The organism is Flavobacteriales bacterium, assembly GCA_016699575.1.
Lineage (GTDB): Bacteria > Bacteroidota > Bacteroidia > Flavobacteriales_F > PHOS-HE28 > PHOS-HE28.
This window is the reverse complement of the sequence record CP064979.1, coordinates 2,541,638-2,554,928: the sequence shown is the minus strand read 5'-3', so window position 1 is coordinate 2,554,928 and position 13,291 is coordinate 2,541,638. Positions and strand designations below refer to the sequence as shown.

The window sequence follows — 13,291 nt, the reverse complement described above, 5'->3', positions numbered from 1 at the left end:
ATGTTCAGGGGCACGTTGGTCGGCTTGGTGTGGTGCGCTTGGGGTTTGGCCTCGGCGCAACCGCTGTTGGCGCCATTGCCCAATCATCCAACGCGCGGCATCAACTGCATGCTCACCGATACCGTCAATGACGTGCTCTACGTTGGTGGGCAGTTCTATTGGCTCTCTGACACTATCATGAGCCCAGGGGTCGCCAAGTGGAACGGGACCACGTTCGAGCCGGTCGGTTGCCTTTACGGCGCTGGGGTATGCGTGCCACAGTTCCCTATTACCATCGGCTTGGGCCAGCCGGTTACATGCCTCGCGCTGTACAATGGGGAGTTGTTCGCCGGTGGTGAGTTCAACCATTGGTACACGGGGGACACGACAAGGTTCGTGGCTCGCTTCGACGGTGTTGACTGGCATCCTGCCGGGTACGGCATGGATGGTCCGGTACGCAGCCTGAAGGTCTTCAATGACACTCTTTATGCCAGTGGTTGGTTTTCATACGCCGATGGACAGCCCTGCGGTGGAATGGCCAAGTGGACGGGCAACGGTTGGGTTCCAGCATATGGTGCGCCGATCTTCAGCACCATTACAGCACCTTTGAACTATGTCCGTGACATGGAGATCGTTGGCGACAGCGTTTATGTTGGGGGCAACTTCAACAACCCGTTCGGCTCGTTCACATGGAGCGACGGCTCCGGGTGGATGCAAGTGGAGGATGGTTTGACCGGTCAGATCGCTGAGATCTTCCAAGTAGCGAACATCAACGGCGAGATCGTTGTGGCCGGTGCTTTCGCCTTACCGCCGTGGGGTTCGGCCAACAATCCCGGCAGTGGTATCCTGAAAACCGATGGCCATACGTGGACGGAGATCGGCGATGGCACGCGCGGAGCCGACAATCCTGTTGTGCGCCGCATCATGCAATGGGGCAACGACCTCTTGGCCATTGGGCCGTTCGACCGCATGGGTGGTGTGCCGAGCGGTGGCCTGAGCAAGTGGGATGGCTACCGGTGGTGCAGCATGCTGCCGCCGGACTATTTGGACAACATTCCCGGTTGCATGGCCGTGTTCCGCGATACGCTCTACATAGGTGGTGGCTTCTGGACCGCAGGCGGCGACAGCATCAACTACATTGCTAAGTGGGTAGGCGGCAACTACGTGGACACCTGCGGTTGGGCTGTGGGGCTAGAGACACTTGCCCCGACGACCGAATTCGGTCTGTTCCCCAACCCCACGACTGGATCCCTGCGCATCAGGGGGCCTGTTGAAGCCGGTGATAGAGTCGAGGTGTTCGATGCTGTTGGCCGGTTGGTGATCAGTGCGGCCAATGCTATGCAACCCATCAGTGCGCATGCACTTGCAAAAGGCACCTATGCCGTGCGCTTGCACCGCGCAGATCAACCACCTTTGGTCATCGGTAGGTTCATCCGGCAATAGCCCTGACCGGTCAGATCACACCGAGCTCCTTCCCCACCTTCCCGAACGCCGCCAACGCTTTGTCGATGTGCGCATCGGTGTGGGCCGCGCTCAACTGCACCCGGATGCGCGCCGTGTCCTTCGGCACCACCGGGAAGAAGAAGCCGATGACGTAGATGCCTTCCTCCAGTAAGCGGTCGGCCATCACCTGGCTCAACTTGGCATCGCCCAGCATCACCGGCACAATGGCACTGCGGTCGCCGCGCGTCTTGAACCCGAGCGCTTCGATGCCGGACTTGAACCGCTTGACGTTCGCTTCGAGCTTGTCGCGCAACGCCGTGGTGCTGCTCAACAGATCGAGCACGGCAATGGAAGCGCCCACGATGTTCGGCGCGAGCGAATTGCTGAAGAGGTAGGGCCGCGAGCGTTGGCGCAGCATTTCGATGATCTCCTTCCGGCCCGTGGTGTAGCCGCCCATGGCACCGCCCAGCGCCTTGCCCAACGTGCCTGTGATGATGTCCACGCGGCCGGTGACGCCGCATGCCTCCACGCTCCCACGGCCCGTCTTTCCGATGAAGCCCGCGGCGTGGCACTCGTCCACCATCACCATGGCGTCGTACTTGTCGGCCAGGTCGCACACGCCTTTCAGATCGGCCACAATGCCGTCCATGCTGAACACGCCGTCCGTAACGATCAGTTTGAAGCGATGGCCCGCTGCCTGTGCGGCCTTCAACTGCACCTCCAGATCGGCCATGTCGTTGTTCGCATAACGGTAGCGCGCAGCCTTGCAAAGGCGCACGCCATCGATGATGCTCGCGTGGTTCAGTGCATCACTGATGATGCAATCCATTTCGGCCAGCAGCGGTTCGAACACGCCACCGTTCGCGTCGAAGCAGGCGGCATAGAGGATGGTGTCTTCCGTGCTGTGGAAGCGCGCCAGCTTGTCCTCCAGCTCCTTGTGGATGTCCTGCGTGCCGCAGATGAAGCGCACGCTGCTCATGCCGTAGCCGTGCGAATCGAGGGTGCGGTGCGCCGCGGCGATCACATCGGGATGCGATGAGAGGCCCAGGTAGTTGTTCGCGCAGAAGTTCAGCACCTGTTTGCCGCCAACGGTGATCTCGGCGCCCTGCTCGCTGGTTATGATGCGTTCGCGCTTGAAGAGGCCCGCTTCGCGGATGCCTTCCAGTTCCTTTTCCAGATGCTGCTTGATGGCGCCGTACATGGTGCTGCTTTGAATGGGCGCCGAAGATATCCGCGACCGTTGGCGCGATCCTACTTTCGCGGCCCTACCGATGCTCGCACGGATCAAGGAAAAACTGAAAGGGTGGTGGCAGTTGCTGGCCACATGGAACGATCGACGCCGACAGCGCGACCGCTTCTTCCTGATCTATACACTGGGCAAGGTGGGCAGCAGCACCCTCTACGCCACGCTGAAGAAGAAGCTGCCCAGGATACCGGTGCACCACGTGCATTACCTGAGCGAGAAGTTCCTGGGCGATCTGCTGCCCAAGAGCGACGAGTACTTCAAGAAGCACATCGGCCTGGGGCGGCGCATACTGGCCGACCTCGACAAGCACAAAGGCAAACGCGTGTGCATCATCACCCTGGTGCGCGAACCGGTGGTGCGCGATGTGAGCGCGTTGTTCCAGACCTGGCGCGGTCGTTTCGGCGATGTACCCTTCGACAGCAAGAGCAACGCGGAGCTGGTCGCGCACTTGAAGGAGCGGAAGTTCCAGCACACGCTCACGTGGTTCGACGAGGAATTCAAGGAGTGGACGGGCGTGGACGTTTACGACTTGCCGTTCGACACGCAGCGCGGCTACAGCATCCACCGCACGGACCGTTTCGACATCCTGTTCGTTAAGCTGGAGCAGTTGAACGATGTTTTCGCCCCGGCCATGGAGGAATTCATCGGCCTGAAGCTCTCACGGCTGGAACTCGCCAACATCGGCGAGGAGAAGCTGAGCCGCGAGAAGTACAAGTCGCTGGCGGCCGAGATCCGCTTCACGGCGGAAGAGCTCGACCATGTGTACGGCTCGCGCTACATGCAGCACTTCTTCAGCGATGAGGAGATCGCTGCGGCAAGGGAGCGGTGGTCAGTTCCCACCTAGTTCCCTGGTCGTATGGGTCCGACGGCCAATGCCCATGGCCACCCCGAAACCCACGCTGATCGGGTGGTCGCGCATCACCCCACTAACCTGAACTTCTCCGCCCTCGAGCACTGTGCCCCGCATATCCAGATCGAAATAGTTCCGTTCCGCCCCGATCTTGTAGCCACCGTACATGTACAGGTCGTAGTAGGTTCTACCGGCGCGCAGGTCCATGCCCAACCGCAAGCCCACGGGGACGGTAATGCGGGTGGTGGACATGCTGGTCGGCGGATCCGACGACAACCCATACTCGGCACCAGCGGGCCTGTTGTTGATCAAGATCTTCGGATCGCTCATGATCACGTGGTCGATCCGCAGCCCAGCCCAACCACCGACATAGGGTGAAGATCTTCGGCGGTCAGAGAAGCGGTAGGCTGCCCTGGTGTTCACCGCGTACGCGCCGCCACTTTGTTCGTAGTAAATGCTTGCTCCTTGGGCATGAGCGCTTCCATTGAGCAGAACGGTGACAGTTGGGTCATGGTAGCTACCTCCGTAGCGCTTTTCGCCAAAAGCCAGAACAGGATCCATCGAAACCTCCATGCCCATTGACCAACGCTTGTCGAGATCCACGTCAAAGCCGATCCCAGTGAACGTGCTCGGACGGAACAGCCCGCCGAAGATGATACCGGTAGACGGACCGCCACGCCTGGAGTTATCGAAGGCCCGCTCCATCAGGACCAGGCGCACGCCCCAGCCGCGCTCCGTGGTCGACTGCACAGGAAGTTCGGGCTTCTTACGTTCGCCCTCCTTCCGCAGCCGCCTACCAAATCCGACGGCAAAACCGAAACCATAGGTGTAATCGTTCTTCCTGAAACTCTCTCTCTTACCGGTCCCGAACAGACCCGTAGAGGTTATCAATTTCGCGTCCAGCGGTGCATCGAAATACCTGTCCCCTCCACCGAACTGATAGGCCGCGTGCAAGTACAGGTCATAGTACATCGGGCCCGCGCGGAAATCCAAACCCAAACGCACACCGACGGGCACGGTGTAGACGATGGAGGTCAACCCCTCTTTGGGCCCGTTCCGCAATTCGACGTTGTGATCGACCTGATTCACCGGCGCGTAGAGCATCATTTGCTCACGGCGCAGACCAGCGAACACCCCAGCATACGGTGATGAGCGCCGCATTGGCACAAACCGGCGGTTGGCGTGCAGCGTAAAGCCCATGGCCGAACGCCGTTGCTGGTAAATACTGGTGACTCCCTTGCCCAGATAGTCCCCATTGTTTCGGTCGTATCGTTCAACAGCGGGGTCGTAAACATGCACCTTGAGCCCACCATCCCCACCGCTCAAAGCACCCCAACTTGCCAGCGCATCGAACCCGAGCGACCATTGCCTGTCAAGGTCGTAGTCGAACCCGAGCCCTGAGTAAAGGACGTTGGGCATCCGATGCGTGCCCAACCAGCTATTGCTCGTTTGATAGCTATCGCGTGAGGGTTCGAAAAGGATGAGCCGAAGCCCCCACCGGTCTTGTGGCAATTGCTCCCAAACCGTTCCTACTGCGTTACCCTTCTCAATAGTGTTCGGGCGCACAGCCATTGGTTTCTCCTGGTGCTCATGCAGTGATGAACGTTGGAACCGGCCACTGCCGATCGTAAAGGCCGAACCGGCCCGCATCGGACTGATCGCGAACCTTGCCGTGTCACTTTGCGCGGTCGCAGTGCCGTTGGGCACTACTACCATTACACCTAACATCGTGAGGAGCTTCTTCATCGTTCAAGGATCGATGTGATGCGAGCGTACCGCAGAGAACCGCTGATCGAATGTCGCGACAGAAACGGTATGCACGCCTACTAATTGCCCGGACGATTACTCCCCAAGGAAACCATTTCGACATGGTCCTTTGGTAGCAAGCGGCATATGCAACACAGCATATCCCTTTGTTTGTCAGGTAGAAAGCTTGACCGTGCGGTGCATTGTCACTTCTGCGCCTGTCCGCAGGTCCGGACCGGACCCGTCATAGCACGATGGCGTTCGACAGCGTTCCAAGGTTGCAGCAGGTTCACGGAAGCAAGTCCCATCCGGCCGGATAGCTTGCCACCGCGAAACCCCAACACGATGAAGAAACCCCTTACCCTACTCGCCATGGCCCCTGCGCTGGCCATGGCCCAAAGCCTAGTGAGCACCGATCCGCAATTGCGCACGGTGCTGCTCGAGGATTTCACCGGTGTCAACTGCGGCTACTGCCCCGAAGGCCACGTGATCGGCGACAACCTCGAGGATGCCCACACGGACCGGTTCGTGTTCGTTGGCGTGCACGCCGGCGTGTTCGCGGTGCCGAGCGGCAACCAGCCCGACTTCCAAACCCCGGAAGGCACCACTATCGATGCGCACTTCGCACCGCCCGGCTACCCCAACGGGGTGATCAACCGCCACACGTTCGCCGCGGGAACCACCTTGGGCCGTGGCGCGTGGGATGCGGCCACCACCGAGGCGCTCGGCTTCACCAGCCCGGTGAACGTGGGCGTGGAAAGCTCATACGATAGCAACACCCACGACCTGACGGTGACCGTGGTGCTGTACTACACGGCCAACAGCCCAGGCGGCAGCGACTACATCAGCGTGCTGCTCAAGGAGAGCGATATCATCGGATGGCAGACCGATTACGGCCCGAACGGCAACAACGCCAACTACAACCACACCGATGTGCTCCGCCACTACCTCACCGACGTGTGGGGCGATGAAGTGACCACCACCACGCAAGGCACCACCGTTACACGCACCTACACCTACAACGTCCCCACCAGCTTCAACATCGCGAACTGCGAAGTGGTGGCCTTCGTGGGCGAATACCAGACCGAGGTGTACCAGGCCCGCGAAGTGGCCGCCGACGGTGGCAGCACGCTCATCATCGGTGAAACAGCGCTCACCGGTCCTTATGCCCATAGCGCCGGAAGCAATGGCGCGAACACCACGTTCGGCGCAACGTTCACGAATGAGCTGGGCGCACCGGAGGACTTATTCTATGACCTGAGCAAGCCAATGGGCAGGTTTTTTTTCAGGCATGAGGAACTCCAGGCATGGGTCAAGAGCTTTTGATGCCCTCGACCCATGTTATGCCTGTCGTACATCGGACCTATCCCTGGCAGGTTGCTCCTCAGCAGAGCCTGCTTCCGTTTCGGCCCGACGCACAAGTCTACGCAGCGGCCGGTTCCGTTCTGCGCACGAATGGCGTACCCCGTTCGATCACGGCGCAGATGCGGTGGATGAGCTTGTTGCGGATGGCGTTGAGCACGCTCATCTTGTGCTTGCCTTCGGCCACCTTGCGCTTCCAGTAGTCCTGCAATTCGCCTTTGCGTGCCGTGCATCCCACAGCCGCCATGTGCAGCAGGTACTTCAAAGTGGGCTGCGCTTGTTTGGAGACGCGCGTTTTGCCTCGGATGCTGGAGCCGGAGCTGTACTCGAAGGGTGCCACCCCGGCGTGGCAGGCCAGCTCGCGCGCGGTCTTGAAGCGCAGGAAGCCCTCGGTGAGTGCCAGCAGATGCGCTGCCAACACGGGGCCAACGCCATCGATGGACAAGAGCAGATCGTAGATGCGCTGGTGCTCTGGCTCAGCCGCGATCACCTCTTTGATCATGGTCTCGATCTGCTGATCGACTTGTCGAGCGCGGTGATCTGCGCCTTGTCGATGCGTGTGAAGGCCGCGCGCAACGACTGGTCCACGCAATGGTCCAGGTTGCGGATCTGGGTGTGGTGCATGGTCTTGCGACGCACCAGATTCTCACGCCGGGCGAGCAGTTGCTTGAGCTTGTTGGTGCGCAGGTGATCGGCGGTTACAAGCCTGGCCTTGTCGTGGAAGCGGCGTGCGTAATCCGCGATCCGAAGTGCATCGATGCGGTCGTTCTTGCCACGCGTGGTGCCGATGCTCTTGATGATGTCCGTGGGGTGCGCAAGCCAGGTGGGAACCTCCAACCGCACGAGTGTCTCCAGCGGAAGATGCGAGTAATGGCCGGTGGGCTCCAGGCACACCAGGCATTGGTCCTTCTTCAGCCCGTACATCTTGGTCCAGCGCTTCCACATGCTGCGTAGTCCCTTCTCCGTGTTGGCCACCTTCTCTTCGGCGGTGACCTTGCCTTGTTCGTCCAGCAAGGCCACATCCAAGGTCGCCTTGCTCACATCAATGCCGATCCAGTGTCTCATGTCCGTGTACCTTTGGGTTAGACAAGTGATCGCTGGAGGGACTGAGCAATGGGCCCTGTGCTCGACAACTCTACTAGGCCACTACGCCTGGAATTCTATCCGAGCCTCAGACCCGAGTGGATCACGGGTGCCAATAAGTCCTTTAGGCCCTTGCGCCTATGCAGCGGAATGGTTCACCCGCGATCCTGCTCAGTTTCCTTCAGTGATCGTTCGCTCCCCGAAGATCTCCATCTTCGAGGCGGGCAAGTCTAGAGTACATCGTTGAGCTCACGGCGATCAACGCACCGGCCGGCTGGCAGTCGTTCTTCACCATCCAGAACATCGACTATCCAACGGTGGCGAACGTGGCCATGACCAATGGCGTGGCCGAGCCCGTCTCCGTGACGATCACGCCCAGCGCAACGCCCGGCATCGGCGACTACCTGCTGAGCATCCGCTCATCGAGCAATCCCGGAGCGCCTGCCATCGAGCAGGAGTTCCATGTGATCAGCGGTGTAACGGACCTGGTCGTGAACAACCCGACGGCCGAGGCGTACGTGACGCGCTATGAGGGCGGTCTTGTGGCCGCAAGCCAAATGAACCGTGCGACCACTGCTCGCAACACCTTCATCGACTTCAGCGCGGCCAATGCGCTCACCGGCGTGAACAACGTGTACTACAACGTGAGCTGGACCTTCCCCTGCCTCACGGACGCCATGGTGCAGCAGCTCCAGGCGTTCATGGACGCAGGTGGCAACCTGATGATCGCCGGCCAGGACATCGGCTGGGACAACAGCGGTGTTGCTGGCACCAACGGCACGGCGATCACCGAGGCGTTCTACGAGGACTACATGCACGCCACGTATGTGGCCGACGGCAGCACCAGCAACAACCAAGCGAACTTCGAGGATACCGACGGCGTGTTCGGAGCTCTTCCCAACACCACCATCAGTGATGTGTTCGGCGGTGGCAACATGTACCCCGAGGAGATCACCCCGATCGCTCCGGCAGTGCCCGTGCTGAAGTACGGCAGCACTACCAAGGTGGGCGGCCTGCGCGCACAAACGAGCAACTACAAAGTGGTGTACTTCGGCATCGGCCCCGAGCAGTTGGCCACCGCCAGCGTGGGCGAGCAGATGGTGAAGCTGAGCCACGACTGGTTCTACGGTCTGGTGAGCGTGGAGGAGTTCGACGCGGCCTTCGGCAATACGCTCGGCAATGCTTACCCCGTGCCTGCCGATGCGCAAGCGACCATCAACCTGAACGGTTTGACTGAAGCCGCCGTGCTGCGCGTGCACGATGCGCGTGGCGCGTTGGTGAGCGAACAGCGCATCGCCGCCAACAGCGCACAGGTCATCATCAGCACCAGAGAATTGACCGATGGCGTATACAGCTACCAGCTGATCGGCCGCAGCGGTGCGTCCGCAGCGCGCACGCTGGTGGTGGGGCACTAAGCCAGCATTCGCGAAGAGGCCCGCTCCGACAAGTCGGAGCGGGCCTCTTCATTTTCGGTTGGTCTACGGCAGTTGCTCCGTCCTCACCGCCGTTGGCACCGTGCCGCCCACGTTGATCAGGATCGGATCGCGATCGTTGCCCGCACCGGTGTACTTCACCACACCGTCCAACGTGTGGTCCTCGGGCCAGTAGCCGTTCACCGTGGCCGTGGGCACCGTTCCGCCCACACGTGTCAGGATCGGATCACGATCGTTGTTGGCGCCGGTGTACTTGAGCTGGTTGTCGCGCACCGCGTTGCCCATCCACAACAGGCGTTTCGCTCCAACGATCTTCTGCGCATCGGTGCCGAACGTCGCCACGCTGCCGTTGGTGAAGTCGAGCGTGGTGGCCAAGGTGGTGAGCGCGACGCCGGTGGAAGTCATCGCACCGAGGTGGTTACGATGGCGAACAGCAACACGGTACGTGCCAGGTGAAGTCAGCACTGCAATGGGCGACACACCGTCCTCCGCCACCACATCACCATCGCGTTGCACGAGCGCGCCGCGCGTTGCGATGATCGTGGCCGGGTTGGCGTTGCTGCGCAATTCGATCTGCACCCAATCCACCACGGCATTGTCGCCGGTGATGGAAGTGACGCCTGTTTGCATCACCTCGCCTCCCCCGTCGCTGGCTTGCGTGAATCCCGCTGCGGTGTTGGGCTCATTGGACGGGATGATACCTGCGTTGCGCATGTCGTCGCGCATGAGGAGCGTGTTGCTGTCGTAAGGGCCTTCAAGCATCAGCTTCAGCGCCAGGCGCACGCCGTTGTTCTCCAACGTGATGTTGTCCAGGTAGAGGCGATTGCCGTAGTCGTTGATGTTCACGAAGCGCAGCACGACCGCTTGACCATCGTAGGCGCTGAGGTCGATGTCGTTCAAGGCCCACTCACCAGCCGCAGTGGGATCGAAGGGGTTGCCGTTCTGCGGGGCCGTGCCCAATGCCGCACCGGCCGCGTAGTACAGCTGTGTCCATGAGCTGCCGCAGTTGGTGCTGATCTCCACGCGCAACGCATCGTCGTAGCCGCCGCCGTAAGGCGCATAGGCGCGGTGGAACTTCAGACGCGTGCCCGCGCTGCCACCCAAGGTGATCACGGGTGTCACCAAGCGGTCCTCCTGCCCCACCGCATCGTAGTAATAATTGTCCAGGCGCCATGCGCGGCCCGCGTTGCCGTTGGGGCCTGCGGCCACCGCCACGTTGCCCCAGGTGCTCAGGTTGTCGGGGTTCTGCAAGCTCCAGCCGGTGGGCGCGGCCTGCTGGTTCTCGGCATCGGCGAGCAGCGGCACCGATGCGCCGCTGTTGCTCACGGTGATGAAGCTGTTGATGGTGCGCGTGCTGTTGCCGTTCACATCGGTCACCGTCAGCGACACGTTGTAGGTACCCGGTGTGCTATAGGTGATGAGGGGATTCCGGATGGTGCTCGTGTTCGGGCTTCCGCCAGGAAAGCTCCAGCTCCATGTGGTGTTCGTCCCGTTGAGCGCGCTGTTGTCCCAGAACTGCACCGTGGGTGCCAGACAGGTCACCGTTTGGCGGTCGGCGCTGAAGTTGGCCACGGGCGGTGCAGCGGCTTCCAAGGCGCTCTCCCACACACTGCGGTTGGTGCCATTGCGGATCTTGCCGTCGCGGTAGTTGATGAGCAACTTGGTGCTGAAGATGTTGGCCGGCAGACCGGCGTTCCACAACGTCCATGCTGGAGCTGCATCGCTGCGGTAATAGACCCCTCGACGAGTGCCGATGTAGAGCGCGCCATTGCTGCCCAGTTGGTGCGCGATGTTCGTGGGCCACTCGTTGTTCAGGTTGGCGTCGGTGATGTTCGTCCAGTTCGTTCCGCCGTTCACGCTCTTGTACACCACGTTGCTATTGATGTTGGGCGCGTCGCCGTACTGGCTGGTGCGCAACAACCAAATGGTCTGCGGGTCGGTGCCGCTCACGGCAATGTCGTAGGGCACCCACTCGTTGCCTCCGAGGAACGCTGGCGTTGGCGTGATGTTCGTGAAGCTGGCGCCGCCGTTGGTGCTGCGCCACACCTTTTTCACGCCCCACCAATCGGGGTAGGTGCACACATAGATGGTGTTGGGATCGCTGAAGGCCACTTCGATGTTGGTGACGTACTCGTTGAAGTTGTACAGCTCCGCGAACGATGCGCCGTTGTCGTCGGTGCGCCACAGGCTGTTGCCACTGCCCACGAAGGCGCTGTTCACCAGATTGGGGTGCCACACCACCTCGCTGTTGTGCCCGGTGATGTAATCCGCATTGGGCTCCTTGTCCCAACTGCTGTTGCTGTTGTTCACGGTGCGGTCGCCGCTGAGCACCTTGTAGCCATAATCGCTCAGCGCACGGCGGTCGTACTGCGGGTGCACGAAGCCGCGGAAGTTGTCGCCGCCGTCGGTGCTCACCCAGCCGTTGATGTACACGTTGTTGTCCTTCAGCAGCGTGCCGTTGTGGTAGGTGCCGCCGAGCATCACGTTGCTGCCCGTCCAGCCACCCTGGCCGAAGCCCCAAAAGTCGGTGCCTGCTATGCCGAACATGCGGCGCGTGAAGTTCACCCCGCCGTCGTTGCTGTAGAAGATGCCGCCGTCATTGGCCACCCAGATGTCGCTGCCGTAGAACCGCATGTCGTGGATGTCGGCGTGCAGGTAATCGGGGTCGCCGCTGTGGCTCCACTTGGCGGGACACGTGAACGTGGCGCCACCGTCGGTGCTTACCCAGCGCTGCACGCCGCACACGTGCAGGTTGTTGGCGTTGGTGGGGCTCACGGCGAAGGCCAGGTCGTAGTAGTACTGCCCGCCGTCGTCCTGTCCGGCGTCGTCCCAGCCCATCAGGTTCAGGTTGGTGGGGCTCGGCACGCCGCCCGGTCCGGTACCGCAGCATTGGAAGGTCCAGTTGCTGCCGTTGTCGATGCTCTTGTACACGCCGTAAAGACCGCTACCGCCATCAGCCACGCCGGTGCAGAGGGCGTACACTGTGTTGGGTGCGGCGGGTGTCACGGCGATCTCCGTGCGCTCCTGCTCATCGCCACCGGCCGGTAGGGGCCAGCCGGTGCCCACCTGCGTGAACGACACACCATTGTCCGTGCTGCGCCAGAACTCGGTGCGGTTGCTGGTCTGCTTCACCGCGTACACCGTGTTGGGGTCGCCGGGCTTCAGCTCCAGCTCCTGCCAGCTGCCGGTCTTCACCTGCGTGAAGTTGGCGCCGCCATCGGTGCTGCGCCAGAGCCCCTGGTTGCTGATCACGTACAGCTGCTGGTTGTTGGTGGGGTGCAGCACGATGTCGCGGATGGTGTGGTTGAGCCCTTGGAAGGTCGCATCGCCGATGGCCGTCCACGAGGTGCCGCCGTTGGTGGTCTTCCACAGGTCGCCCTCGGCGCCGAAGTAGGCGGTGTTCTGCACGGTATGGTCCAGCTCAACGCTCAGCACCGATCCCACCATCATATTCTTGGTCACGTTCGTCCAGTTGAGGCCCTTGTCGGTGCTCTTCCAAACGCCGCTGTTGGCGGTGCCGGCGTAGAGCAAATTGGTGTTCACCATGCTCTGCTCCACGGTGTACACGTGGGCCGCGCCGCAGGCGTAGCTCTTGGCCACGGCGCCGTGGTCCCAATCGAACGGACCGATGCAGCTCCAGTTGGCGGCGCGCTGCTGCAGCAGGTCTTCGGTGGCATCGAGGTAGTCGTGCAGGTCCTGCGCGTAGCTGGCCAGTTGCGCTGGGTCGTTGGGCACCAGGTCGTGGCCCAGCTCGCGCTTCCAGCGCTTGTAGTACTGGGTGTGACTGTTCTTCACGAAGGGGTTGGCAGCGTAGTAAGCTTCGTACGCTGCGATGACAGCGCCCGGATCGGGGTTGGCGCTGTACATGAGCTGCACCCACTGCGGCTGCGTGGACACGTTGGCGTCGTAGCGCTGTTGCTCCAGTTGGGCGAAGGCAGCGGTGGTGCACAGACCAGCAACAAGGCTCAGGGAACGCAGGGTATTTCGCATGGGGGTGGTTTGCTGCCCGCGAATGTGCGGCAACGCGGCCAAGCAGCCCATGACCGTTGCGGCTGCGGATGGGAAGGCTGACACGGGGCGGGACCATGTGTTGATGTGGCCATGGGGTGGCCTCGTCCTAGGTCATCGCACAACAAGGATTCGTGTGCT

At 61.3% G+C, this 13,291-nt stretch carries 9 protein-coding genes; 4 read left to right on the top strand and 5 right to left on the bottom strand.

Translation table 11 applies throughout. The features are described from left to right. The gene (locus IPJ76_10550; GenBank protein ID QQR85060.1) at positions 1–1,422 is read left to right on the top strand and encodes a T9SS type A sorting domain-containing protein; all 1,422 of its coding nucleotides are present in this window, start codon (positions 1–3) and stop codon (positions 1,420–1,422) included. A gap of 10 nt (positions 1,423–1,432) precedes the next feature. On the opposite strand, the gene kbl is transcribed toward IPJ76_10550, so the two are convergent. After that, positions 1,433–2,623 carry a glycine C-acetyltransferase gene (kbl, locus tag IPJ76_10545; protein QQR85059.1) on the bottom strand — a complete coding sequence of 397 codons (1,191 nt, stop codon included), beginning with the start codon at positions 2,621–2,623 and terminating at the stop codon, positions 1,433–1,435. A 70-nt stretch (positions 2,624–2,693) separates the two neighbouring features. On the opposite strand from kbl, the gene IPJ76_10540 reads away from it, so the two are divergent. Next, a complete protein-coding gene (locus tag IPJ76_10540; GenBank protein QQR85058.1) occupies positions 2,694–3,512 on the top strand; it encodes a hypothetical protein in 819 nt (272 codons plus the stop codon). Here IPJ76_10540 and IPJ76_10535 read toward each other — a convergent pair. Next, positions 3,498–5,264 carry a hypothetical protein gene (locus IPJ76_10535; GenBank protein ID QQR85057.1) on the bottom strand — a complete coding sequence of 589 codons (1,767 nt, stop codon included), beginning with the start codon at positions 5,262–5,264 and terminating at the stop codon, positions 3,498–3,500. The two genes, IPJ76_10540 and IPJ76_10535, sit on opposite strands and share 15 nt — an antisense overlap. Positions 5,265–5,609: 345 nt before the next feature. Between IPJ76_10535 and IPJ76_10530 the strand changes: the two genes are divergently transcribed. Further along, positions 5,610–6,590, top strand: a complete 981-nt coding sequence (locus IPJ76_10530) for an Omp28-related outer membrane protein (protein QQR85056.1) — start codon at positions 5,610–5,612, stop codon at positions 6,588–6,590. 97 nt (positions 6,591–6,687) lie between these two features. Here the strand turns inward: IPJ76_10530 and IPJ76_10525 are convergent, their stop codons facing one another. Both IPJ76_10525 and IPJ76_10520 read right to left on the bottom strand, forming a co-directional pair. Next, positions 6,688–7,128, bottom strand: coding sequence for an IS110 family transposase (locus IPJ76_10525; protein QQR85055.1), 441 nt, complete (start codon positions 7,126–7,128; stop codon positions 6,688–6,690). Beyond that, a complete protein-coding gene (locus IPJ76_10520; protein ID QQR85054.1) occupies positions 7,125–7,691 on the bottom strand; it encodes a transposase in 567 nt (188 codons plus the stop codon). Before IPJ76_10520 ends, IPJ76_10525 begins: the two co-directional genes overlap by 4 nt. Positions 7,692–8,026: 335 nt before the next feature. Here IPJ76_10520 and IPJ76_10515 point away from each other — a divergent pair, with 335 nt between their 5' ends. Then, positions 8,027–9,124 carry a T9SS type A sorting domain-containing protein gene (locus IPJ76_10515; protein QQR85053.1) on the top strand — a complete coding sequence of 366 codons (1,098 nt, stop codon included), beginning with the start codon at positions 8,027–8,029 and terminating at the stop codon, positions 9,122–9,124. A gap of 63 nt (positions 9,125–9,187) precedes the next feature. Here IPJ76_10515 and IPJ76_10510 read toward each other — a convergent pair whose 3' ends face one another. Further along, positions 9,188–13,132: a PKD domain-containing protein gene (locus tag IPJ76_10510; protein ID QQR85052.1), complete on the bottom strand. Its 3,945-nt coding sequence runs from the start codon at positions 13,130–13,132 to the stop codon at positions 9,188–9,190. Positions 13,133–13,291: the final 159 nt, after the last annotated feature.

Excerpts from the sequence above, each read along its gene's own strand:
- IPJ76_10535 (QQR85057.1), bottom strand. The coding sequence starts at position 5,264 with ATGAAGAAGCTCCTCACGATGTTAGGTGTAATGGTAGTAGTGCCCAAC.
- IPJ76_10530 (QQR85056.1), top strand. The coding sequence starts at position 5,610 with ATGAAGAAACCCCTTACCCTACTCGCCATGGCCCCTGCGCTGGCCATG.
- IPJ76_10525 (QQR85055.1), bottom strand. The coding sequence starts at position 7,128 with ATGATCAAAGAGGTGATCGCGGCTGAGCCAGAGCACCAGCGCATCTAC.
- IPJ76_10520 (QQR85054.1), bottom strand. The coding sequence starts at position 7,691 with ATGAGACACTGGATCGGCATTGATGTGAGCAAGGCGACCTTGGATGTG.
- IPJ76_10510 (QQR85052.1), bottom strand. The coding sequence starts at position 13,132 with ATGCGAAATACCCTGCGTTCCCTGAGCCTTGTTGCTGGTCTGTGCACC.
- IPJ76_10540 (QQR85058.1), top strand. The coding sequence starts at position 2,694 with ATGCTCGCACGGATCAAGGAAAAACTGAAAGGGTGGTGGCAGTTGCTG.
- kbl (QQR85059.1), bottom strand. The coding sequence starts at position 2,623 with ATGTACGGCGCCATCAAGCAGCATCTGGAAAAGGAACTGGAAGGCATC.
- IPJ76_10550 (QQR85060.1), top strand. The coding sequence starts at position 1 with ATGTTCAGGGGCACGTTGGTCGGCTTGGTGTGGTGCGCTTGGGGTTTG.